This is a genomic window from Sporosarcina sp. PTS2304 (assembly GCF_003351785.1).
In the GTDB taxonomy this organism is placed as follows: domain Bacteria; phylum Bacillota; class Bacilli; order Bacillales_A; family Planococcaceae; genus Sporosarcina.
The window spans coordinates 3078830-3103506 of the sequence record NZ_CP031230.1; the positions used below are offsets into that span (position 1 = coordinate 3078830).

23 protein-coding genes and 1 riboswitch are annotated in these 24677 nt (G+C 43.1%); of the genes, 18 read left to right on the plus strand and 5 right to left on the minus strand.

Annotated elements, in window-relative coordinates; genetic code table 11:
• The first annotated feature begins 397 nt into the window (after nucleotides 1-397).
• A complete protein-coding gene (locus DV702_RS14720; protein WP_114925424.1) occupies nucleotides 398-1678 on the plus strand; it encodes an O-acetylhomoserine aminocarboxypropyltransferase/cysteine synthase family protein in 1281 nt (426 codons plus the stop codon).
• Nucleotides 1679-1726: 48 nt separating this feature from the next.
• Here the strand turns inward: DV702_RS14720 and DV702_RS14725 are convergent, their stop codons facing one another.
• Nucleotides 1727-3217, minus strand: coding sequence for a glycine betaine uptake BCCT transporter (locus DV702_RS14725; RefSeq protein ID WP_114925425.1), 1491 nt, complete (start codon nucleotides 3215-3217; stop codon nucleotides 1727-1729).
• A 176-nt stretch (nucleotides 3218-3393) separates the two neighbouring features.
• On the opposite strand from DV702_RS14725, the gene DV702_RS17055 reads away from it, so the two are divergent.
• The 8 genes from DV702_RS17055 (at nucleotide 3394) to DV702_RS14765 (ending at nucleotide 13875) form a co-directional block, all read left to right on the plus strand.
• The gene (locus tag DV702_RS17055) at nucleotides 3394-3570 is read left to right on the plus strand and encodes a hypothetical protein (protein ID WP_205407188.1); all 177 of its coding nucleotides are present in this window, start codon (nucleotides 3394-3396) and stop codon (nucleotides 3568-3570) included.
• Nucleotides 3571-4828: 1258 nt separating this feature from the next.
• Nucleotides 4829-5017: riboswitch (cobalamin riboswitch) on the plus strand.
• Nucleotides 5018-5145: 128 nt separating this feature from the next.
• On the plus strand, nucleotides 5146-6672 hold the full coding sequence (locus tag DV702_RS14730; protein WP_114925426.1) for an Ig-like domain-containing protein: 1527 nt from the start codon (nucleotides 5146-5148) through the stop codon (nucleotides 6670-6672).
• A gap of 33 nt (nucleotides 6673-6705) precedes the next feature.
• A complete protein-coding gene (locus DV702_RS17290) occupies nucleotides 6706-9072 on the plus strand; it encodes an S-layer homology domain-containing protein (RefSeq protein ID WP_114925427.1) in 2367 nt (788 codons plus the stop codon).
• A gap of 61 nt (nucleotides 9073-9133) precedes the next feature.
• A complete protein-coding gene (locus DV702_RS17295) occupies nucleotides 9134-10036 on the plus strand; it encodes a DUF4430 domain-containing protein (RefSeq protein ID WP_305849688.1) in 903 nt (300 codons plus the stop codon).
• Nucleotides 10037-10051: 15 nt separating this feature from the next.
• A complete protein-coding gene (locus DV702_RS14750; protein WP_114925428.1) occupies nucleotides 10052-10930 on the plus strand; it encodes an energy-coupling factor transporter transmembrane component T in 879 nt (292 codons plus the stop codon).
• On the plus strand, nucleotides 10912-12582 hold the full coding sequence (locus tag DV702_RS14755; protein ID WP_114925429.1) for an ABC transporter ATP-binding protein: 1671 nt from the start codon (nucleotides 10912-10914) through the stop codon (nucleotides 12580-12582). The genes DV702_RS14750 and DV702_RS14755 overlap by 19 nt, the downstream gene beginning before the upstream one ends.
• Entirely contained in the window at nucleotides 12555-13253 is a 699-nt protein-coding gene (locus DV702_RS14760; protein ID WP_114925430.1) for an ECF transporter S component, read from the plus strand. The genes DV702_RS14755 and DV702_RS14760 overlap by 28 nt, the downstream gene beginning before the upstream one ends.
• 151 nt (nucleotides 13254-13404) lie before the next feature.
• Complete coding sequence (locus tag DV702_RS14765) at nucleotides 13405-13875, plus strand: DMP19 family protein (RefSeq protein ID WP_114925431.1); 471 nt, start codon at nucleotides 13405-13407, stop codon at nucleotides 13873-13875.
• A gap of 1651 nt (nucleotides 13876-15526) precedes the next feature.
• On the opposite strand, the gene DV702_RS14770 is transcribed toward DV702_RS14765, so the two are convergent.
• The gene (locus DV702_RS14770; protein WP_114925432.1) at nucleotides 15527-15955 is read right to left on the minus strand and encodes a HEAT repeat domain-containing protein; all 429 of its coding nucleotides are present in this window, start codon (nucleotides 15953-15955) and stop codon (nucleotides 15527-15529) included.
• Nucleotides 15956-16164: 209 nt separating this feature from the next.
• On the opposite strand from DV702_RS14770, the gene DV702_RS14775 reads away from it, so the two are divergent.
• Nucleotides 16165-17010: a tyrosine-type recombinase/integrase gene (locus DV702_RS14775; protein ID WP_114925433.1), complete on the plus strand. Its 846-nt coding sequence runs from the start codon at nucleotides 16165-16167 to the stop codon at nucleotides 17008-17010.
• 82 nt (nucleotides 17011-17092) lie between these two features.
• Here the strand turns inward: DV702_RS14775 and DV702_RS14780 are convergent, their stop codons facing one another.
• Both DV702_RS14780 and DV702_RS14785 read right to left on the minus strand, forming a co-directional pair.
• Nucleotides 17093-17257 (minus strand): aspartyl-phosphate phosphatase Spo0E family protein, encoded by a 165-nt coding sequence (locus DV702_RS14780; protein ID WP_114925434.1) that lies wholly within the window; start codon nucleotides 17255-17257, stop codon nucleotides 17093-17095.
• A gap of 273 nt (nucleotides 17258-17530) precedes the next feature.
• Nucleotides 17531-18139, minus strand: coding sequence for a hypothetical protein (locus tag DV702_RS14785; protein WP_114925435.1), 609 nt, complete (start codon nucleotides 18137-18139; stop codon nucleotides 17531-17533).
• Nucleotides 18140-18580: 441 nt separating this feature from the next.
• Here DV702_RS14785 and DV702_RS16895 point away from each other — a divergent pair, with 441 nt between their 5' ends.
• Nucleotides 18581-18856: a hypothetical protein gene (locus tag DV702_RS16895; RefSeq protein ID WP_162805821.1), complete on the plus strand. Its 276-nt coding sequence runs from the start codon at nucleotides 18581-18583 to the stop codon at nucleotides 18854-18856.
• Nucleotides 18857-18938: 82 nt separating this feature from the next.
• Here the strand turns inward: DV702_RS16895 and DV702_RS14795 are convergent, their stop codons facing one another.
• Nucleotides 18939-19127, minus strand: coding sequence for a hypothetical protein (locus tag DV702_RS14795; RefSeq protein WP_114925437.1), 189 nt, complete (start codon nucleotides 19125-19127; stop codon nucleotides 18939-18941).
• Between the two features lie 267 nt (nucleotides 19128-19394).
• Between DV702_RS14795 and DV702_RS14800 the strand changes: the two genes are divergently transcribed.
• From DV702_RS14800 to DV702_RS14830, 7 genes are all read left to right on the plus strand, one after another.
• On the plus strand, nucleotides 19395-20084 hold the full coding sequence (locus DV702_RS14800) for a response regulator transcription factor (protein WP_114925438.1): 690 nt from the start codon (nucleotides 19395-19397) through the stop codon (nucleotides 20082-20084).
• The gene (locus DV702_RS14805; RefSeq protein WP_114925439.1) at nucleotides 20062-20244 is read left to right on the plus strand and encodes a hypothetical protein; all 183 of its coding nucleotides are present in this window, start codon (nucleotides 20062-20064) and stop codon (nucleotides 20242-20244) included. Before DV702_RS14800 ends, DV702_RS14805 begins: the two co-directional genes overlap by 23 nt.
• Entirely contained in the window at nucleotides 20241-22469 is a 2229-nt protein-coding gene (locus DV702_RS14810) for an MFS domain-containing histidine kinase (protein ID WP_114925440.1), read from the plus strand. The genes DV702_RS14805 and DV702_RS14810 overlap by 4 nt, the downstream gene beginning before the upstream one ends.
• Before the next feature lie 145 nt (nucleotides 22470-22614).
• Complete coding sequence (locus tag DV702_RS14815) at nucleotides 22615-22956, plus strand: hypothetical protein (protein WP_114925441.1); 342 nt, start codon at nucleotides 22615-22617, stop codon at nucleotides 22954-22956.
• 59 nt (nucleotides 22957-23015) lie between these two features.
• The gene (locus DV702_RS14820; RefSeq protein ID WP_114925442.1) at nucleotides 23016-23477 is read left to right on the plus strand and encodes a DinB family protein; all 462 of its coding nucleotides are present in this window, start codon (nucleotides 23016-23018) and stop codon (nucleotides 23475-23477) included.
• A gap of 160 nt (nucleotides 23478-23637) precedes the next feature.
• Complete coding sequence (locus DV702_RS14825; protein ID WP_114925443.1) at nucleotides 23638-23985, plus strand: lmo0954 family membrane protein; 348 nt, start codon at nucleotides 23638-23640, stop codon at nucleotides 23983-23985.
• A 14-nt stretch (nucleotides 23986-23999) separates the two neighbouring features.
• A complete protein-coding gene (locus tag DV702_RS14830; RefSeq protein ID WP_114925444.1) occupies nucleotides 24000-24629 on the plus strand; it encodes a PspA/IM30 family protein in 630 nt (209 codons plus the stop codon).
• Nucleotides 24630-24677: the final 48 nt, after the last annotated feature.

Here is a 24677-nt window from a genome sequence, read left to right on the forward strand (position 1 = left end):
GTCTAGCTCTAGAGGGCAGCTGCTCGGGTCGTTTCGGTCTGTGCGAAAAAGGGGAAGATCGCCCTTTTGCGCCCAGCCCTCCAACGCCTGTCGCAGCTAAGCGCCCTCTATCGCTTTTCGGTGTCTAGCTTTAGAGGGCAGCTGCTCGGGTCGTTTCGGTCTGTGCGAAAAAGGGGGAGAACGCCCTTTTGCGCAGAGCCCTCCAACGCCTGTCGCAGCTAAGCGCCCTCTATCGCTTTTCGGTGTCTAGCTCTAGAGGGCAGCTGCTCGGGTCGTTTCGGTCTGTGCGAAAAAGGGGAAGATCGCCCTTTTGCGCCCAGCCCTCCAACGCCTGTCGCAGCTAAGCGCCCTCTATCGCTTTTCGGTGTGCCATCAATATATGAAAAGGGGAATAGTCATGACGAATTTACAGCCTGAAACGATATTATTGCACGGAGGACAACAGCCAGATCCTGATACAGGTTCTCGCGCGTTGCCAATTCATCGTACGACTTCTTATGTATTTAAAAATACGGAACATGCACAAAACTTATTTGCTTTAAAAGAAGCGGGTAATATTTATACACGTATTACGAACCCGACAGTAGCCGTTTTTGAAGAACGTGTGGCGGCGCTAGAAGGGGGAAGTGCAGCGGTGGCGCTATCTTCAGGAATGGCAGCGATTGCATTCTCGATCATGAACATTGCTGGAGCAGGTGATGAAATCGTGGCGGCCAGTAATCTGTATGGTGGTACATACAACTTATTCGTTGTGACATTGCCGCGCTATGGCATCACGGTGAAATTTGTAGATGCTTCTGATCCGAAGAATTTCGAAGCGGCGATTACTGATAAAACGAAAGCTCTTTTTGCGGAAACTATCGGTAATCCGAGCCTACAAGTTCTGGATGTTGAAGCTGTTGCGAATATAGCGCACGAGAATGGTTTGCCGTTACTAGTAGATAATACTTTCCCATCTCCATACGGATCGAATCCTATTGAATACGGAGCGGATGTCGTTATTCACTCTGCCACAAAATGGATTGGTGGACACGGTACGACAATCGGTGGTGTCGCTGTTGATGCGGGAACGTTCGATTGGACGCAAGGTAGATTTCCTGGATTTACAGAGCCCGACGAATCATATCATGGGTTGCGTTATGGAATAGATACAGCAGGAGCAGCATTTGCGACGAAGTTACGCGTACAGTTATTACGTGATTTCGGACCTTGTCTGGCGCCTGATAGTGCATTCAACCTTTTACAAGGACTGGAGACGCTCCACTTGCGCGTGCCTCGTCACAATGAAAACGCACAAAAAGTGGCAGCGTTCTTACAACAACATCCGCAAGTAGAGTGGGTGACATATACAGGTCTAGAAGATCATCCGACTGCAGATCTTGCGAAAAAGCATTTGAAAAATGGCTTTGGTTCGATCATTGTTTTCGGTATTAAAGGTGGACGTGATGCTGGGCGCCAAGTAATTGATAACGTAGAAATATGGTCGCATGTGGCGAACGTAGGGGATGCGAAATCATTGATCATCCATCCGGCATCGACAACGCACCAGCAATTATCTGCAGAAGACTTGAAAAACTCAGGTGTCAGTGAAGAGTTAATCCGTCTATCGGTTGGTCTGGAATCAGCAGAAGACATTATCGCAGATTTGAAGCAAGCAATTGAAAAAGCGTCTAACTAAGTGAAAAAGGAAAACCATTGGCTTCACGGCACAATGATTTTCCTTTTTTTACGGTTTTCTAATTCGTTTTCTTTCTTGTTTCAACGATTTAAAGAGAGAAACTACCATCATAATAAGTATGATAGAAAATGGTAAGGCAGCGATGATGATGACATTTTGCAGAGCGTCTAATCCACCGACATACAAAAGAATAATCGCGATAGAAGACTGAATTACACCCCATACGATTTTCAAGTTATTAGGTGGAGTCAGAGATCCATAAGACGATTGCATACCGAGTACGAAAGTGGCGGAGTCTGCGGATGTAATGAAGAATGAAATGATCAGCAAGATCGCAATCATAGAAATTACGAATGACCAAGGCAGACCACTGAACATCTCAAAAATTGTCAACTCTGTTGCGCTAGAGGCTAGATCAATAATTCCTGCTCTTTGTGTTTCAATTGCTGTCGTACCGAATGCAGCAAACCAAACGGCACTCAATGCAGTTGGAACGACTAATACACCAATCATAAACTCACGAATCGTTCGACCTTTAGATACACGGGCGATAAACATGCCGACAAATGGAGACCAGGCCATCCACCAAGCCCAATAAAATAGAGTCCAGTCATTTAACCACGAACGATTTTCAGGAGTCAATGGCGCAGTGCGGAAACTCATTCGAATAATATGCTCTAAATAGCCGCCAATAGAGTCTGTAAACATATTGAAAATCAACAGCGTAGGTCCGAGCGCAATGATAAACACTAAAAGCGCAAGGGCTAGCACCATATTTGTATTGGATAAAATTTTGATGCCTTTACCGAGTCCGCTCCAGGCAGAGAGTAGAAAAAGTACAGTTACAATTGCGATAGTTACTAGCTGCGGCCAGAAACCAATCGGCACGCCAAATAAGTAGTTCAGCCCTGCGTTAATTTGAACAGCTCCGAAGCCCAGTGAAGTAGCTACACCGAAGACCGTAGCAAAAATAGCGAAAACATCAATCACAGTACCGAGAGGACCATCTACACGGTCACCGAAAATCGGACGAAGCGTAGCAGAGATTAATCCGGGTTGTCCTTTACGGAACTGGAAATACGCTAGTACCAAAGCGGTCATTCCATAGACAGCCCATGCGTGGAATCCCCAGTGGAAAAATGTTTCGCGCATTGCTTCTTTATAAGCCGCCTTCGTCTCAGGTGCAGTCGTGGCCGGATCTACCGCATAATGCGAAAGTGGTTCAGCCGCCCCATAAAAGACTAATCCAATTCCCATTCCGGCAGAGAATAACATCGCGAGCCATGAGAAAGTTGAAAATTGAGGACGATCATGATCTTTACCTAAACGAATTCTGCCAATGGGACTGAAAATCAAAAATACGGAAATGAAAAACAGCATAGAAACAGTTAATAAGTAGTACCAGCCAAATGAATCTGCGATGAAATCTTTAATAACAGAAGTGATTTCCCTAAAATGTGTTGGTGCAATCACCCCATAACTGACAGCTAATATGACAGCCACTAGTGTAATATAAAATGTAATTGAAATTTTCTTCATACGTTCTCCTTTCTAAAGCATAGTTGATACACGTCCAGAATTTTGCATATTCGCTTAGAAATACCCATTATTCATGTTAAGCAAACTTAAATAAGACATGTTTTGTTACATAATCCTATTCCTCAAGAATTGCCATGATATACTAAAGGAATGAAATAGACAAGGAGGAGACACTTATGCAATATTCACAACCTAAAATGCTTCAACTCGTTAAGCACAGTCCAGAACTCAATAGACAATTGAAAACGATTATGAAAGAGCATGAACTGGAGAAAAGCTTCGCCTTAAAAGCGTTGTATCACGCGGTAGTGAAAGACGGCGGGAAGTATCAGCGTGATTATCAAGAGTTATAAAATTTACCCATACCAAGCTTGTCACTCTGATTCTCTAAGAGTTGCTGGTTCTTACGGGAGAATCCTTGAATTTACGTTCGTAAGTCAGGGTTCGTCCAGAAGTTAGAGTGGGTAAGTGACTTCTCCTTTGCAGTGCAGAAAAAGAGTGTATGTGCTAGGATTCTCCCGAGAGAAACTGGACGCTTTCCTGAGGGGGCGCGGTGGACTCGCCAAAAGTGCGTTGGCGATTACACCTGTCACCCTGATCCTCCAGGAGTCGCCGGTTCTTCCGGGAGAATCCTTGAGTTTGTGTTGGGAAGTCAGTTCGTGTTCGTACAGAAGTCGGGGTGGGGTAAGTGACTTCTCCTGTACTGTGCTGAAAAATAGGATACGTGCTAGGATTCTCCCTACAGAACCGGACGCTTTCCTGAGGGGGGGGCGGTGGACTCGCCAAAAGTGCGTTGGCGATTACACCTGTCGTGCTGATCCTCCAGGCGTCGCCGGTTCTTCCGGGAGAATCCTTGAGTTTGTGTCGGGAAGCCAGTTAGTGTTCGTCCAGAAATTGGAGTAGTGTACGTGACTTCTCTTTTGCAGTGCAGAGAATGTGTGTACGTGTTAGGATTCTCCCTACAGAACCGGACGCTTTCCTGAGGGGGCGCGGCGGACTCGCCAGAAGTGCGTTGGCGATTACGCCTGTCACCCTAATCCTCCAGGAGTCGCCGGTTCTTCCGGGAGAATCCTTGAGTTTGTGTCGGGAAGCCAGTTAGTGTTCGTCCAGAAATTAAGTATGGTGAGTTACGCTTCCTGAACAGTGTGGGTGAAGCTCGGATTGCCTGAGTGAATGCATATAGAGTCATTTCTGTTTCCACTCAGTTCGTCGAAACAGTCATAGTAGCTAGCAACACGTCACCGCTTTTTAACTTCAAAACGGTCGCATTGTATCAGACAAGTCTACTTGTTTTTCACTACCTACAAAGAGTGATCAACCTGTCTTGCACACACTAGGTTTCGGCTGGAGCTGGAAGACGATCGACTCCGGGAGGACAAGGGTGACAGGTGTAACTCGCAACGCACTTTTGCGAGGTCCACCGCGCCCCCTCCGGAAAGCGTATCGTCTGGAAGCGCAAGCCGCATGACTCTTCAGGTCAGCCTTGCTCCATCTAAACGCCATAGTCAAAATCGTTTTAGACTAAGTGAACGATTAAGTTCATCGGTCTTTCTTACCGTTCTATCAAAATAGTAAATGACACATCATCTAGCTATGATATACTAGAACGAAAGCTAAATAGTATGTTTTGGTTCTTTGTTTACGTTACAAAGATAAAATAGGAAACAGGTGAAAGTCCTGTACGGTCCGGCCACTGTAAATAGGTAGTATCTTCAAAAAACCACTGGTGAACAACTGGGAAGGTTGAGGATATGTGAGTACCTATAAGTCAGGAGACTTGCCAAAACAACGTGCATTACGCCTTCCGAGAAAAGGTGTGCATATTGTATTGGAATTTTCTATAATTCTGTCCGTCTATACAAAGTGCCCTTGTCCTTTTCTCTCTGAAGGCAAGGGCTTATTTTTGTTTAACAAAGGGAGGAATTGTATTGTTTACGCGTTATGTATCATGTATTGCGAGTGTGTTACTTGCTCTAACTGTGTGGTGGCCTGCAACGACCTCTGCTGCATCGATTAAAGCGGATTCACCGCAACAAATAGCAGTCGCGCAACAGAGTGTTACGGAATCTATTAAAAAAGTGACGGATTATATTGTTAGTAGTCCGGTTACTAGCGAATGGCAAGCTGTTGGTCTAGTGAAAGCAGGAGTAGCTGTCCCGTCAGGCTATGACGTAGCTTTCACGGCAAAAATACAAGACGAAGTCATTGATCAACTCGGTGGTAACCGTTTGAAAATTACCGATATCGAACGTCTTGCAATAGCAGCAGTAGCCATAGGCAAAGATCCGACGAACGTCAATGGAGTAAATCTGCTCGAACATATCTATAACAGTGCGGATATTCGGAATGTGGATACAATGATTCGTCAAGGAACGAATGGATTGATCTTCGCATTGATTGCACTCGATACGAAAAATTTTGATGTACCAAGTAATGCCCGTTGGAATCGGGAGAAAATTATTACAGAATTATTGAAGTATCAGAGAGCGGACGGTGCATGGAGTCTATCCACTGATGCTACTGGTTCCGTCAGTTACGATATGACTGCAATGGCTTTGATTTCTTTAGCGCCATATACCAATCAGACGGCAGTAAAACAGGCAGTGGATCGAGCCATCGATTTTTTATCGGAAAGTCAAGGAGAGACCGGCGGATACTATGAGACGTTTGTAGGCGGTATTTCCAGTGAAGCGACTTCTCAAGTAATTATTGGTTTGACAGCGAACAAAGTGGATCCACAAGGGGAGCGATTCACAAAAAACGGTGTGAATTTACTAGACCACTTATTAAGTTTCCAAGTAGAAAATGGCGGATTCAAACATACGAAAGAGGAAACAATACCAAATGGTATGGCTACAGAACAAGCGTTGCAAGCGCTTGTAGCATACGATTTGTTTACGAAAGGGCAAGGTCGTCTGTATAGCTTTGATCCAAAAGAGACACAGCCTTCATTTGAAGTATCAGCCCATTCTACTCTTAAAGGAATTTTGAATGGCAGTCTACTACAAGTTCAAAAAAATAGGAACGGTGCATGGTCTTCTATTCTCATTGAGAAAACAGAGTTCTTAAATGGGTATTACATCGTCCAGGCAGGAGAGAAGGGAAGCCAGCAGACGACTACAATTCCAGAAGGTACGAAAAAAGTATTTGTAGTGGAACGTGACCGGGATTATAAAGACTTTCGTGCACAAGTCGTTGCACCGACACATCCATTTACCATTACGTTCAATAAAGAAGTTCAAAATTCGGAAGCTAATTTACGTAACATCTTTGTTGAAGATTTGAATGGACAACATGTAGCGGTGAATGTTGTTGCTGCGGGCAATAAAGTAGTGGTGACACCGCAAACAAATTACAACAGTGGTGAATTGTATACGCTTGTCGTTACGGATGTTGTATCGGCTGAAAAAAAGCCGTTGAAACAGTCAGCGCGTAAACTATTCATCATTCAATAATGGACAATTTAGGGGGTATGCTTTATTTCTATCATGAAAAAGTTCACTAGAATTACAGCAGCATTTGCTTTAGCAAGTGCCGCTGTACTAGTTCCAATCGCGCCATACGCAGAACAGCTCGCGTCTGCAGCACAAACACAATCTGCTCATACAGTACAACATTCCATCACGATTTCTTCTACAGAAGTGCCAATGCCAATGGCTGCAGTGACGGTTGTAGAAGGGGAAACAGTTTTAGATGTGTTAAAACGCAGTGCCGCTTCAGCTGGTATTAATATCGTCTATTCCGGCAGTGGCGAATCGGCTTATGTGGAAGTGATAAATGATGTAGGCGAATTTGACAGAGGCGAAGGCAGTGGCTGGATGTACAGCGTCAATGGGATTTATCCGAATCGTGGAGCGGGAGTCATTAAACTGATTCCAGGCGATACGGTAGAGTGGAAATACACAACAGATTTAGGAAAAGATCTACAGGCCGATCTAGCTCCTTTTCGAGAGAATCTTGAACCAACACTGACCGTTTCGGGTGCACAATCAACCGTTGCTAATCCGAACCTTTCTTTGCACGTACAGGCGAAGAGTTACTTTGGCACTCCGCTTCAACCGACAGCTACAGTGAATGGAGAAGAAGCGACGGTAGTTGGAAACACCGTTCAAGCCGTATTAAAAAATGGAAGCAATACGATCATTGTGAAAGCGACGGATGCTGTTCACGGCTCCGTTACGAAAACGATACAAGTTACATATCATCCAGTCGTAACAGAACCACAACCAACGCCGAACCCTAATCCAGTGCCAACGCCAAATCCAGTGCCAACACCAAACCCAACACCAAACCCAACACCGAATCCGGATCCGGTCGCTCCGCCAGCTAAAGACTATTCAAAAATAGTAACAGCAGCCATTAATCAGGCGAGTGCTCGTATTCTTGCAGGTGAAGTAACTAGCGAGTGGCAAGTGATTGGGCTAGTCAAAGCAGGTAAGAACGTGCCGGATTCTTACACGAAGGAATTTCAAGCGCACCTGCGAGATCAAGTAATTAGCCGTTCCGGTAAAGGTCGTATGAAAATTACAGATGTAGAACGTTTAGCTATGACAGCTGCTGCTATTGGAATAGATCCGATGAATGCAGATGGTAAAGGCTTTAACTTAATCGATAAAATTGTTAATAGTGAAAAGCATACAACAGGTGCAGATAGCCTGACGTATCAAGGGAATAACGGAATTATTTTTGCGTTAATCGCATTGGATGCAAAAGACTATCAAGTACCTAGCAACTCTAAATGGACACGCGAGAGTTTGATCGCAGAACTATTAAAATATCAGAAAGACGACGGATCTTGGAGTCTATCCACTGATAAAAGTGGCTCGACAAGCTTTGATATTACCGCAATGGCATTGACTGCGATTGCTCCTTATACCGACCAACCGCAAGTACGTCAGGCGAGAGAACGTGCAGTGAAATTCTTATCAAATGCTCAAGGTCCAACAGGTGGTTTTAACGAAGCGTTCGTTGGGGGCATTTCAAGTGAAGCGACAGCACAAGTAATTATCGGCCTAACTGCCAATGAAATTGATCCGCGTGTTTCGATGTTTACAAAGAACGGCATCAACTTACTCGATCACTTATTAAGTTTCCAAATGCCGGACGGTGGATTCCAACATACATCTGGAGACCGTAGTTCCAATGCAATTGCGACAGAGCAAGCATTACAAGCGTTGGTCGCATTCGATTTACTTATAAAAGATAAAGGTCCATTATACAGTTTCACGGAAATTCCGGTAATTCCGGTTCCCAAACCAGAGCCAACACCAGAGCCAGAACCAACACCAGAACCAAATCCGAATCCGAATCCTACACCATTTACAGATGTAAAAGGACATTGGGCATGGACAGAAGGCTATATTCAGCAAACGGTAGAGCAGGGAATCTTCAAAGGCTATGCAGACGGTACATTCAAACCGAACCAGTCACTGACACGTGTCCAAGCTGTAGCGATTATCGTGCGTGCACTAGATTTGAAGACAGATAAAAAAGCACCATTCTTAGATACACAAAACTATGCAGCGGAAACGCAGGCTGAAATTGCGGCAGCATTTCATAACGGGATTGTGAACGGTAAGGATGGTAAATTCATGCCTTCGCAAAAAATTACACGTTCTCAGATGGCGCTTATGTTGTATCGAGCGTATGAAGTACAAAATGGTAAGAAGTATGAAATTGATCAAGTGGCGCCATTCAGAGATATTCATAATTATAATTTGGAAGCGATTCGCGCGATGACGATGTTGTATGACTTAGATATGGCAAAAGGATCAAACGGACACTTTATGCCGGGCGATTCCACTACACGTGCACATGCGACAAAAATGCTTATTCAGTTTTTAGCTACTACGTAATGATGCAATCTTGCGTTCTATGCAGCGCAAGATTGTCTTCATTTATTGAGGAGGGGTCACGTTGAAACAGCTACAGCAGTTTACGGGTTTTCTACTCGTTTTAACACTAGCTTTCTTCCTAACAGCCTGTGGTTCATCACTTCAGAAACCGACTGGACTGGAAGATCAAAATGTAGATAAAATTCCGACGATTGACGCATTACCAACTGACAAAGTTGACGAAGAAGCGTCTAATGAAGTGAAAGAGAATCAACCAGCGACGCCGAAAGCAACAGAGGAGGAAGTAGCGGACGATAAGAAAGAACAACCGACTACAGCTACGCCACCTGCGACAAAGCCAGTACCAGCTACACCTAATGCACAACTAGCACCAACAAAAGAACCACCGGCTGTAGTAGAGAAACCAACACCAAAGTCTAATGAAACACCAGTACAAACAAAGCCAAACCCAACACCAGCACCAGAACCACCGGCGCCGAAACCAGTAGAAAAACCGGTCGAGAAACCAAGTCCGGCACCTACACCGAGTCCGGCACCAAAACCAAATCCGGCTCCTACGCCGAAACCGACGCCACCACCAGTAGAAAAACCAGCAGCTCCGAAGCAGAGTAAAATTGTCTACTCCATTGTCATTTCATCTACTGAAGTACCTTTGCCGCCGACTGAAATGGTGATCAAAGATGGTGATACGGTATTGGCTGCATTGATTGATATTACGAGAAAGCATAAAGTACAGATGGATTATCGTGGAGGGCAAGGAGCCACTGCTTATGTCGAAGGAATAGACAATGTCTATGAATTTGATAGGGGCCAAGGAAGCGGCTGGATGTACCGTGTCAATGGTATTTTCCCTGACCGTGGAGCGGGTGTCGTGCCATTGCTAGACGGAGACCGAGTGGAATGGCTGTATACGACCAATCTCGGTGTAGATTTGAATGCGGATCTGAAACCGTTCCGTAGATAAGAGAGGGGAAACGTTATGGGCAATGGGATACAAACTGTTCACCCCTTTGTTATGTTTTTTTACTATATTTGTATAGGCTTCTTTGCGATGTTTTTCAATCATCCAATCTTTTTATTCGCAGGTTGTCTAGCACTAATTGCCGTTAATTTATCGCATGATGGCGGAGCGGCGATGAAGCAATGGGCGCCGATGATGATTGGAATGACTGTCCTCATTATCCTCATTAATCCATTCATTAATTCTAGAGGGACGCATGTGTTCTTTTATTTTAGAGGCAAGCAAGTGACGCTAGAAGCGACGTTATATGGTGTCGTAACATCGATGTCATTGCTGATGATTTTACTGCTCTTTATCTCATTGAATATTGTGTTGAATGGCAATAAATTATTGTATATTTTCTCAAGAATCTTGCCGAAAACCGCGTTCCTTATTATGTTATCCATTCGTTTCGTACCGTTGTTGAAAAGACGTTTAATGGAAATTCAAGATGTCCAGCGACTGAAAGGGATGACCATTTCACAAGGATCATTGCGTGAACGGGCGAGAAGTGGGATGTCGATTTTGCAGATTTTACTTTCCTGGTCATTAGAGGAAGCGATTGAAACAGCGGACTCCATGAAAGCACGTGGCTATGGATCAGGTAAACGAAAACCTTACATACCGTATCGCATGACTCGTTCAGATAAACAATGGCTTACGTATTTAGCATTATTATTCACAGTTTGTGTGGCTGGCGGATTTTTAGGTTATGGGAAAATTATCATCTACCCGGCGCTCGGTACACTGCATTTATACCCACTGGATTGGACGGTATTCGCTTGTAGTTTAGCCGTCGCACTGTTTCCGGTATTTGTAGAAGGGAGAGAGTTGCAGAAATGGAATTATTCAACGTAAATCATGTCTCGTTTTCTTTTCCTGATACAGAACCAGTGCTGACCGATGTGAGTCTTTCATTTGATGAGGGAGACTTCGTAGTAATTGGTGGAGCGAGTGGTAGTGGCAAGACGACTTTGCTGAAGCTGCTGAAAAGAGAATTGACGCCGACTGGTAAACTAGAAGGTGAGATCTTATATAAAGGAAAGCCGATCAACGACTGGGAACCACGCCAAATGATTGAAGAAGTCGGTTATGTATTCCAAGATCCTGACAATCAAATTGTGATGGATGAAGTTATGCAAGAGATTGTCTTCGGCTTAGAGAACTTAGGTTATTCCACATTTGAAATGCGTAAGCGCGTAGCAGAAATGGTTCACTTTTTCGGAGTGGAAGACTTATTGAATGCCAAGCCGTCTGAATTATCGGGTGGACAGAAACAGATATTGAATCTATTATCCGTTTTACTAATGAAGCCACGTGTTTTATTGCTAGACGAACCGACCTCACAGCTCGATCCAGTGGCGGCCAAAGAGTTAGTGCTGATGCTAGAACGGTTGAACAAAGAAACTGGTATGACGATTGTCTTGGTAGAACATAGATTAGAAGAGCTGTACGCCATGGCTGATCGGGTCATCTTCATGGAACAAGGGAAGTTGCGCTATGACGGAGAAAGCCGGCAAGTCATTGAACAATTATATGCGGATCAAGCGACTGAACTGTTCCCGTATCTTCCAGCATTTGCACGACTCTATATGGAGTTTGAAGAATGGCCAGTTCGTCAGGCCATTCCGCTCACTGTTAAAGAGTGTAAACAATGGATTGGACGACAGGAAAGAGAAACGGTGGCGGTGGACGCCAAAGCTACTTCGAACCAAGAGCCGTTGTTGCTAGAATTGACCGATATCTATTTCCAATATAAGAAGAAAGAGCCGTTCGTTTTAAAGGGTTTGAATTTATGCATTCCGAAAGGTCAGTTCTTTTCATTAGTTGGCGGGAATGGTAGTGGGAAAACGACAGCTTTGCGTGCGAGCCTTGGTAGTATTAAGCCACAACGCGGAAAGATCCGGTTGAACGGTAAAGATATGAAGAAAAGTAAGGACTCTGATTGGCTTGGGAAAATTGCCTATTTACCTCAAAATCCGCGGACGTATTTTGTCCAACAAACGATTGAAGAAGAGATGAAGAATCTTGTTGAACGTTTTGGTTTGAAAGATGGGGAAAGTAGAATCGATCAGTTATTGACGTCGTTTGGGATTTCGCATTTACGCATGCGTCATCCGTATGATTGTTCGGGTGGGGAAGTCCAAAAGGCTGCCCTTGCTTGTATTTTATTAGCGGAGCCGGAAATGTTGTTCATTGACGAACCGACGAAAGGCATGGATCCGATTTCTAAGCAGCATTTGGGCGAATTATTGTCCGAGTTGCAGAGAAATGGATTGACTATTTTTATGGTGACGCATGATATTAGTTTTGCGGCGCACTATGCGGAACGCTGTGCGATGATGTTCGACGGGGAAATTGCTGCTGACGGAACACCAGATGAATTATTTAAAGGAAACTATTTTTATACGACGGCAATTAACCGAGCGACGCGGGAAACGAGACAGCCAGAAGTGCTGACGTATGAGGAGGCAGTGGCGACATGGAACGTTCGAGAAAGTATTTATTAATTGTTTCCATTCTGTTGCTTTGCCTGCTCGTCATTTCGATTGTCTTTCTACATTATAAAGCGTATTTGTTGTTGAGTTTGATCATGATCGCTTGCATTATGATTCCGTTCTTTGCGCGTTTTGAGTGGCGGGACGTGGCGGGGCGAGAAGTCGTGTTACTGGCGATGCTTGCTGCTATCGCAGCGGTCGGACGCGTGCCGTTTGCGGGCTTGCCAAGTGTGCAACCGACTTCATTCATCATTATCATGGCGGGACTTGTCTTCGGAGCAGAATCGGGCTTTATCGTAGGCGCGGTTGCTGCGATTGTTTCGAACTTCTTTCTCGGGCAAGGTCCATGGACACCTTGGCAGATGTACGCTTGGGGGATGATGGGCATGAGTGCAGGTTTGTTACGTAACACGTCATGGATGAGAACATTATGGGGAAAATGCACATTTGGCTTCCTCTGGGGCTATTTGTTTGGCTGGTTCATGAATATGTGGATCATCGTCGGCAATATCGAAGCCTTATCCTGGGAGTTCTTTATCGGAATCTACGTGTCGAGTATTTATTTCGATTTAGCCCACGCGCTCTCAAACGTATTCTTCCTGATCGTCTTTGGTGCCAGTTGGATTAAGATTTTGCAACGGATTCAGCGAAAGTATGGTTTGCTTGAAGAGCAACCTGGATGAGAGAGAAGTAGCCATTTTGGTTACTTCGTTTATGTATGATATTTCTGTTAATTCATGAAATATGTTACAATAACTTTAAAGTGGGCTTGTTCCATTAACGGGCCATTTAGTTTAAGACTGTTGCAAGAAAGTAATCATTAAGGGGAATACTATGAAACCTAAAATGAACAGAAGAGATTTATTAGACAACGACAATATATGGAACACTATTATAACAGTGATAAGTGAATGTGATTTATCTACTAAAGACACAGTTTTAAATGAAGCATTTATTGTTTTTCAATACTATTCTGAGCTTGAAAGTGGAGGACACGAAACTTTACTGAATTGGATTGAATCGTATATCGATGAGATAAGCATTGACATTTATTTAAACAAATTAATACCTACCCTCGAGAAAATTGGTGCTCAAGACTATGCAATGATTGAGAAAAGATATGGTCAAGAATTGTGGAGGTTGTACGTTGCTCTAGAAAATGATGAGATAGAAGAAGATGAATTTTATAATGTTATTAAAAAGGCTGATGACGAATATCACAAGCTTAACGGGATATTAGAGAATTTACTAAAAGCTTACTTTGTTAGTATTCATACTGATTTAATAGATGTAGTTGAAGATTAATCAATAAAGGATGCTATAGTACCTTCCGTAATCGGGTGCGTTTAAAGAATAAAATTTGATGTACTCACTTAGTTGATTGGAGTGCAAGCCGTCGACTCCGAGAGGATCAGCGTGAGCCTTGAGACCCTGGACGTAGCGAAGCGAAGGAAGCGGCTCAAGCCACGCCCTCCGGAAAGCGTACGGCTGGAACGCAAATCAACGTGCTTAACACTATTCCAGATATGAGCGCGTTTGTGTGATAAGGACAGTGCATCAAACGGGCCAATTTATAAAAGAAAGAGTTAAGTCGAGGGGGAAATATCGTGTCATATAATGCAATTTTATTCGCGTTAGTCGCAGGTGTTTTATCGTTCATTCTAATATTTGCAATGGATTCAATAAACCCAATTTTAATAACGAATATTTTATTGGGAGCCATAGTTGGAATACTTATAGACAAAAAGAAGTCCTAAATAAACGGTTGCGATTGCGTTACATGATTTATTCGTAGTAACTTAGTTGATCGGAGCGGAAACCGGCGACTCTGGGAGGATCAGCGGGACAGGTGAAACACCCAGCGAGCGAAGCGAGGGGTGTGGTTCACCGCCCGCCCTCCAGAAAGCGTCCGGTTGCAGCGCAGATCAACGGGTTCAAACCACTATCTAGCTATCGGGCGCGTTAACGGAATAAGGTTATGCGAGAATCGGACCATTTTGTCAAATATACAGAAAATAACAAGCTTGTAGATTATCCAAAGAAATTGGTTTTTTGAAATGAGATGCTCTTGATGAGTATTTGTAGAGTTAGTGTACGCTTTAGGATTCTCCCGAGAGAAACCGGACGCTTTCCTGAGGGGACGCTGCGGACTCGCCAGAAGTACGTTGGCGATTACGCCTGTCGTCCTGATCCTCCAGGAGTCGCCGGTTCTTCCGGGAGAATCCTTGAGTTTGTGTCGGGAAGTCAGTTGGTGTTCGTCCAGAAATAGAGTATGGTAAGTTCCACTTCCTGAACAATGTGGGTTGAGCTATGGTTTGTCTGACTGAATGTATATAGGGTCATTGCTTTTTCACTCAGTTCATCGAAACAGTCATAATAGCTGATAACACTTCACCGCTATTTAACTTTAAAAGCAATCACATTATATCAAACAAGTCTACTTAGTTTTCACTATCTACAAAGAGCTATCAACCTGTCTTGCACACACTAAGTCCGGCTGTAGCTGGAAGACGATCGACTCCGGGAGGATAAGGGAAAGCCGTTGCGAAGGACGGCTTTTGCGAGTGAAGCGCAGCGAGAAGGAGCACATCTTTGCACTTGACAGGCGTAACCCGCAGCGCTTGACGGTCCGCCGCGCCCCCTCCTGAAAGCGTATCGTCTGGAAGCGCAAGCCGCAAGCCAATCTAAGTCAGCCTCACTCCACCTATAGAATGCGTCCGGTTGCAACACAGATTGAAGGGTTCTAACTACAATCCAGTTATCTGGGGCTAGTTAGTTGAAGTTCATAAACTCGTTAATGAATCCAAATTCTTTTAAGACACAATAAAAGTAAATACCAAAAGAAAACGGTAATATAAATTTTGGTAGCTTCGACGAGTCGCATTGTTAGATAAGAAAAGGCATTCCCTCCAAAATGGAGAGAATGCCTTTTCTATATAAATCAAAAAACGATTGATTACAGCTTTCTCCAACGTTCCTTTAACCAGTCCATAAATTCTGCACCTTTGTCGCCTTCATATGCATCAAAGACATCTACACGCATCCGTTTTAGCTTATCCGCAAAGTCTGCTACTGTATGGTCCTTCGGCAAGCTCTTTTTCACGCGCAAGAAGATTTTGTCTGTACCTTTGATTATATCAAACCTTGCAGGTAAAGGCTTCTCTACGTCCTCGCCGAATGCTACAAGTGCTTCATAAGCTGCTACTTGCACCTTATAGACAGTATCATGCTGCATCCGATTTTTTAATAAATCTATGACTTTGTCATGTTTGTAAGCCGCTAACGTTTCAACTGCGTCTAAACGCTCTCGCCAGCTAGATGTATAATTGGCCTGTTTTTTTAATGTTTCATACTGCTCGGGTAATGCTGTTTCAAATGATTTCAAATACTTGCACCTCTTTTTTAAACTTGAGAAAAATAACTTTTTCTACTTCTTTTATTATACGTTGTCTGGGTGAAAATAGCGATGAATCACTAATTCACGGAATGTTGATCGCTATTATACGCAACAGTCATCTAGCAGTGAATAAATAGTTTCATACATGTCTATACTATGACTACTACAAGGAACACATCGTATAGGAGTGTGGAAATATGTTGTTGAGTGAAGCATGGCAACAGTATCAAGCGGATAAAAAAATAGAAGGTTTTTCGCCTTTGACATTGAAAATGTATGGATTCCAATTTGATTTACTGCAACGTTATTTAGGCGATGTAGAGATGGATGAGCTGACTACGAGTGAGTTGAAAAAGTATCTGATTGAGGCTGGAGGACATTTGATGCCTTCTAGTTTAGGGCATCGGATCCGATTCATTCGTTCTTTATGTAAATGGACGCATGAAGAAGGGTATCTTCAAAAAAATCCTGCTGCTAAATTAAAAGAGCCTAAAATTGGTAAGCGAATACCGAAGTTTCTTTCTAGACAGGATATTGAACATTTGCGGGAAGCTTGCCATACCACAATGGAAAAAGCCTTATTTGAATTCTTTTATTCTACTGGTTGTCGCATTGGAGAAGTTGAGAAGTTAAATAGAGACGATATTAACTTTATGGGACACTCAGTCATTGTGCTAGGCAAAGGCGATAAGGAAAGAGAGGTTTATTTTAATATTCGGTGCGCAATTTGGTTAAAGAGGTACTTGGAAGAGCGACAGGATGATGAGCCATGCCTTTTTGTAACGGAGCGGAATCCAAAGAAACGAATGAGTATAGATACATTACGTTATGTCATCAAGCGAATTTCAAAACGCGCTCAAATAAATAAAACGATACATCCTCATCAATTACGTCATAGTTTTGCTACGCATATGGTAGATAATGGTGCGCCGCTGGAAGTGATTCAAAGTTTGTTAGGGCATGAAAAAAGTGAAACAACTAGGATTTATGCACATTTGAGCGGGAAATTACGTCATGATTTGTATAGTAAGTATTTTGGATAGATTTAAAAGGAGTAGCTGACATAGACTACTCCTTTTTTAAAGGATGTACTAATTGATGATCTCGTTGGTTCAAATGCTATTGTTATGAACAAATACGTTGCACTCTATTCAATAAACTATCCAATTCTTGACTACATTGTACAACGCGCGGATGTGTAAATCCGAAATATCCAGCTTCTTTATACATAATCTTTCTTTTTACTTTGATCCTAAACAATAGGAACGCTTTCTCGCACGCTTTATTCATATCTATTCCTCCGCAATATAAATTACGCTTCGAATCATGCAGACAATTTCTTGTGAGTAGGAAGCAACCTATTCATCATATATAATGCGAAATGAAAAATATGTCGTAATTTGGATAGCTTTTAAATTTTTGTCGAGTTGTGGCAACATTGTGTATACTATTTGATTACTCAATCATTTGAGTAGTAAAAGTCTATCCTCTAGCGTGATTCACACATTTGTCTACAAAAGAATAGGAGTAGCCAAGTCGGCTACTCCTATTACTGTTGAACTATTATAAACGAATAATCTTGACAGCGCCTGTACGTTTTACCAGAATTGTTTTATATTGAGCGTGGCGTTGAGCGTCAGAGAAAATAGTTACACGTGTGTTGTAGTTATCAGTCACTACACGTGTAGTATAGCCAGTTAAGTCAACTGTTTTAGCCAAAGCATCGTATTCAGGAGTTGTCGGTTGAACGACTGGTGTAGACGGTGTAGTCGGTTGGCTTGGTTTTACTTCTGGAGCCGGTTGTTCAGTGATGACTTGATTGAATACGATTGCGCCACGTGTGTTGATAATTTTTAAGTGGTTTGTTGTTTTGTTGAAAACTGTTTTATATTGAGTACGACCTAGTGAATCGTTCAAAATCATTTTGCGGATGACTTTTTGGTCTTCTACAACGCGTACTGTATGAGTTGTAACGTCAACTTTTGAAGCGACAGTTGCGTATTCAGGAAGTGTAGTTACGTCTACTGCAGCTGCTTGGTACCCACCTTGGTAGTAAGTGTAAGCTGCGGGTTGGTGATTTGTGTTCAATTGGCTAGCTTCTGCTGTGACGCCGTGTAAAGCTCCTGTAGTTAACATAAGTGCACCTAGCGTTGAAATGAGTTGTTTTTTCATAATAAAATCTCTCCTTTAGAATGTGGTGTGTTTCTTGTATAACTACATAATAAAGGAGGTAATTTACAGGACGCTGTGAGGAAAATGAGAGTTTCATGAGAAATTGGTAAGTTTTTCACATAGAAAGAGCCCGCGCGCTCATAGGGAGAGTGAAACCGCTCATAGAAGTGTCCGCGCGCTCATAGGAAGAGGTTGTGCGCTCATAGAAAGTGCTCTCGCGCTCATAGAAAGAGGTTGTGCGCTCATAGAAGTGGCCACGCGCTCATAGGAAGAGGTTGTGCGCTCATAGAAGTGCTCCCGCGCTCATAGAAAGAGGTTGTGCGCTCATAGAAAGTGCTCCCGCGCTCATAGGAAGAGGTTGTGCGCTCATAGAAGTGTCCACGCGCTCATAGAAAGAGGTTGTGCGCTCATAGAAAGTGCTCCCGCGCTCATAGGGAGAGGTTGTGCGCTCATAGAAGTGTCCACGCGCTCATAGAAAGAGGTTGTGCGCTCATAGAAAGTGCTCCCGCGCTCATAGTGAGAGGTTGTGCGCTCATAGAAAGTGCTCCCGCGCTCATAGTGAGAGGTTGTGCGCTCATAGAAAGTGCTCCCGCGCTCATAGAAAGAGGTTGTGCGCTCATAGAAAGTGCTCTCGCGCTCATAGAAAGAGGTTGTGCGCTCATAGAAAGTGCTCTCGCGCTCATAGTGAGAGGTTGTGCGCTCATAGGAAGAGGTTGACCGCTCATAGAAGGGCCTCCCGCGCTCATAGCGAAAATGCAAGAGCACCCTCTCCTATAGAAGGAAAGGGTGCTAGTTGTATTCAGGATGGATTTACAGTGTGGTCGTCACCAGTTTGTACACGCTTCTTGTCCTTTTGTGAATTCGCATTATTTTTCTTAGCTGCATCGTTTTGTCCGATGACGTCAAAATCATCTGGACTCAGGTCATAACCAAAGCCATACTCCTCACGCATCTTTTCATTCTGCTTATTCTTTTTCTTCTTAGGCATCGTAGTCACCTCCACTATAAGAGTGTGGCTTTTTTTATTGGAATTATACAGACATCATAATAGTGATCAAGCAACTTAAATACGAATTTTTATCATTTTAATTGAAATGAAAAATCAAGGTCTGAAGCTGGACACTCCATTCACTAACTTCAGTGAAACGATATCCTTCCCATTCCAAATAAAAACCTTCAGACTTTCTTCATACTTTCCCTAGCTGTTTGTTAAGAGTTGGGTGATAGAATGAAATTACAAGCAAGGGGTGACAGAATGATGGAATTTACAGTACTGGTTGCGGATGACGATAAGGAAATCCGTGAAGGAATTGAAATCTACTTAAAAAATGAAGGCTATGCTGTATTGAAAGCGAAAGACGGGCAAGAAGCGCTGGAATTACTCGCCACACATGAAGTACACTTACTCATTTTGGACATTATGATGCCGAATATGGATGGTATCACGGCCACATTTAAAATACGGGAAATGCAAAATATCCCGATCATCATGCTGAGTGCGAAAGTTGAGGATTCGGATAAGATCCATGGGCTCTCAGTAGGTGCGGACGATTATGTCACGAAGCCATTTCATCCACTAGAACTGATGGCACGCGTGAAATCGCAACTTCGCCGATATGTACAGCTTGGAACGTATGACGGGCAAAAAGTGATTGAAGTAGATGGGCTTGTGTTAAATGAAGAAGCGAAGGAACTGACAGTGGATGGGACACCGGTTCGTCTAACGCCTATTGAATACAAAATCACCGAATTGCTGATGAAAAATCCAGGACGTGTATTTTCTATCCATGAAATGTATGAGCGTGTCTGGAATGAACCTGCATATAACGCAGAAAATATCGTGGCGGTGCATATTCGCAAGATCCGGGAGAAGATCGAGGCAGATCCGAAAAATCCTAGATATATAAAGGTGGTGTGGGGTGTTGGCTACAAAATCGAGAAATAGCAGCGGATTGGTTTGGTCACTTATTGCGATTGTCGTTGCTGTGAGTAGTTTACTATATTGCGCGTCATTTGTGCTGGACCAATTCGCAACGGGATGGGAACGCTTAAATTTAGCTGCTGACTATTTTGGACGAATCATTAGAGGAGGAAACGTGTCATGAATAAAAAAATCCAATTCGTTAGTTGGTCTGCACTCGTGACGCTCGTGTTAATTGCATTGCCGTCGATCATTTATTATGCACCTCAGTTAGTTGGCAAGACATTTACTGATCAACGAGATTTTCAGTACCAGCTAGAACAGTCATATGAAAATTTAGCGGAGACTGTGCTGAATCCGCCAGACTTAGAAAAGATTGTTCAAGAATTGCCCGTTTCAAATCAAGAAATTGAGGAGTACCGGAAGAGGTATCGAACGCTTAGCGAGCAACTGGAAAGTATAAAACAACAATACGCCAATCGAATCGCACAAGCAAAGCAAGAGAAAAACGAAACGCTTTTACTAGAACTCGTCAAGGAACGCAACGACAAGCTAGAAGAGATCGAACAGAATTTCACTAATGATGAGTATATAGCCGATAAAATTCGTAGTGAGAAAGCGAAGCAGTTGGCTAATGCTATAGAGGATGAAAGAAGTTACGGTTCGGATGCATGGCCGATCTCGTATGATCTGGTCAATACAGAAACAGGGGAACGCTTTACAAAAGGAAGAGTGGATAGACCTTTCTTTTATAAGGAAGAGTTCAGTGATACGAAAGGTTATTTTACAGCACACTCTGATCTCCATGACAGGAGTTACTCTGAATTTACGGATTCCTATTCAGAGGATTATTCAGAGGACATGAATGCTTCGACACAACCATCAACTGACGAAATGTTGCGTATCAATAATCCACCGCAGTACTTTGAAGGGACGATTATTGTTGCGTCCGACACTGCTACATCTGGTGTGCTTGCAGAAAATATTCGTGATTTCAATCGTGGGAAATACGCGTTGTATGTATTTTGGCTTGTCGGTATCATTGCACTTATTGCACTGTTGACAAAAATGAAGTTTCGCAAAGAATGGGTAAAGCATGAAAAGTTTGCTTCTATTTACTCGCATTGGAAAATTGATGTGAAAATACTTCTGTTTTTACTGACAGGTTTTATTTTAGCTCTCTATATCGAATCTGCAATTGTTAACGTCTTGAACCATCTGACGTACGCGACTCTTGGTACGATTGGCAATGCAGTCTTCAGCTTTATAGTATTCGGTGTTCTGCCTATCATACTATTAGCATTCCAAACGATTCATTGGATTGCACAATATCGTCAAGTAGGGGCATTTGAACAGGCCGTTAGTGAAAGTTATACTGCTCAATTTACCCGAAATATCGTAGGAATGTTCGAAAATCGGACGATCGGTTTTCAATTATTCTACTTGCTGATCGGCTTCTTTTTAGCAGGGCTCGGGGTGGCGATTATGGCGGTCGGTGGATTCGGTGTCCTCCTATATGCGGCGTGTGTAGTATTCCTTGGACTACCAGCGCTCTATCTGTTTGCTAGCAGGGGCGCGTACTTAAATCGGATTTTAGCTGCCACAAATGATATGGCGGCAGGGCACTTGACACAGGCTATACCCGTCAAAGGGAAGTCGCCGCTCGCCAAACATGCAGCGAATTTGAATAATTTACGTGAAGGAGTGCGCGTTTCTATTCATGAACAGGCGAAAAGTGAACGTTTAAAAAGTGAGTTGATCACCAATGTCAGTCATGATTTACGGACGCCGTTGACTTCCATCATTACCTATACCGATTTATTGAAAAATGAACAGCTATCTGCAGAAGAGCGAAGTAAATACGTCGCAATACTCGATCAAAAATCGCAACGATTAAAAACATTAATCGAGGATTTGTTTGAAGTATCAAAAATGGCAAGTGGCACTATGGAAATTGTGAGGCAACGTGTGGACTTGAATCAGTTGATGCAACAAGCATTAGCAGAACATGCGGAAGAGTTTGCCAAGCAAAATTTATCTGTTCGTAGTACGTTGCCAGAAACCCCGATTTATGCGCAGGTGGATGGACAGAAGTGGTGGCGTGTGCTGGATAATTTGTTGATCAATACACTGAAGTATTCATTGACGGGTACGCGTGTCTACGTAAATCTTCAACGGGTTGGAACGAATGCTCGGATTGTTATAAAGAACGTTGCGAAGTATGAAATTGGCGATAATACCGATGAATTATTCGAGCGTTTCAAGCGCGGGGATGAGTCGAGACAGACGGAAGGTTCAGGTCTTGGGCTTGCGATTGCACAATCGATTGTAGAATTGCATGGTGGCAAGATGGATGTAGAAGTTGATGGAGATTTATTCAAAGTAACGATTGATATCGTTGCTGGGTAAATGGATATAGAGAAAGACAGGTAAAAACTACTGTCTTTCTCTAATTTTTTATTTTAAGAAGGAATTAGTTTACTCTTAATTGAATGAGGGTATGTATACAGAGTGAAGTCTGTTTATAGAGAAGAATAAGGGGAGGAATGGAAAGATGACAACTGTTGACGGTAAATATCCAAACAAAAGAGATTTAACACCTAAAGTAAGTAGCGAAAATGAAAGAGCGGTAGTACCGGATGAATTGCCATTAGCCGATCCTGCTGATTCAGATTCTACAGCAGAATTCAGAGAAAATGCGCAAGACGATACAGGGAAGCATCAGCCTTCCGCTTATAGTCAAAACAAATCACCAAGCCAAAACTATCATGACTTGAAACCAGGCGAGGAATTCCCGTATGGTGATCAAGATGAATATAACCGCAAGTACAATCACGAAGCACACGGTCAGTGGAACGAGCATAAGAACATCGAAAAACCGACAGATCTATCGTGAAACCAGCCCGCAACTATGCGTGGCTGGTTTTCGATTGACGGGAAGAGAGGAATGGATATATGGGAGCAGTTCAACAACTATCCATGGCAAGAGGCTATACATTAGGTCGTATAAAAGGTGCAAGTGAAGAGATGTGGGACGTTCAACCTGCGAACTTTTCCAATACGATTCACTGGAATGTCGGTCATATTTACGTAACTGCAGAAAGTCTTTTGAGCCAAGCAGTCAAGACGTATGAACCGCATCACACAGAGTGGTCGGGTTATTTTAAAACAGGAACTAGCCCGTCTGCTTGGCAAGATGCACCGCCAGCGATGGAAAAATTGATCGTCGCATTCAAAGAGCAAGGCAAACGAATTCCACAAGTGATAGACCATTCGTCCAATCAAGCATTGGAATCGCCCATCTCGATCGGAAAGTTCATCACAATGGAGACTATCGATGATGTTCTTCAATTTTTAGCGTGGCATGAAGGAATTCACTCAGGATTGATCGCTGGATTAGTGCGAGTTACAAAATAAGTGTAGACAGTCAGAATGATTCTGGCTGTTTTTTTGTGCAAAAAATGAAGTCTTACATTTGTCTCCGCCTTAAGTCTGAGAGAGAAATACGCTAGGGGACTGTCGGAGAAAATGACGATTCATTATAAACTGAAGGTACAAATGAAGGGAGGACATTCACATGAAGAAATTTGGATTGTTTTTACTCGGGATTGTGGCAGGTCTGACATTGTTTTTGAATTTAGGATCGATTATTGTGCTGGCCATTACAGGGGCAATCGCTTTGGCTAGTTTCCATTACTGGAGAAAAAGTATCTCGATGTTCGCTAAAGTATTCTGGATGACTGCATTGGTCATTAGCTTAATCGGATCCGTCTCAAATGTCGGCGCATTCATCGGAATCATTGCGCTGATCGGAATATACTATGTCTGGCATAAATGGAATGACCGTCAAGTGAAGCCGAACATGACGAAATCGGATGACCCGTTTACAAATTTTGAACGTCAGTGGAATGAACTTACAAAATAAAGGAGAGATGACTTATGAACGCATTTTGGCATCGATTGAAATATACTGTACAGGAAGATCTAAATAGTTTGATGGACAAGCCTCGGAAAAAAGAAAATCCATTAGCATTATTGAATCAATACTTTTTGGACGCGCAACAGCAAACAACGGAAATCGGGAAACTATTGGAGCGCCAAGGACGTCTGAAAGAAGAATTGGAAAATGAACGCCAAGATGCTGAATTACTAGCGATGAAGCGTCGAGATCAGTTGAAGTTGGCTGAAGCTGCCGGCGAATATGAGCTAGTATCTTTCGCAAAAGAAGAAGTCGAAGCGTATGAAAATCGTGTTGCCCGATTGTCTGCAAGCATTCAGGACGCCACACAAGAATTGCTTTCATTGGAACGAAAATTTGAAGAGATGAAGCATCGTATTAAAGACATGCGTGTACGTCAATTGCAGTTAATGGGCAAAGAAAATGTTACGCGTGCACAGGAGAAGATGGATAAATTCGTACAACCGGATCCGATATTCTCGACGCTGGATGATTTACATTCATATATTGAAAATTTAGGTAGTGCAACGACAGCTAGACAATCACACTCATCGATGGAGCAACGTCTAGATTCGTTAGAAAAAAGCGCAAAATCGCAGGATATTGTGTAAACTAGGGGAGGAGGCATGTACGCTTCCTCTATCGGGAAGGGAGAAGAT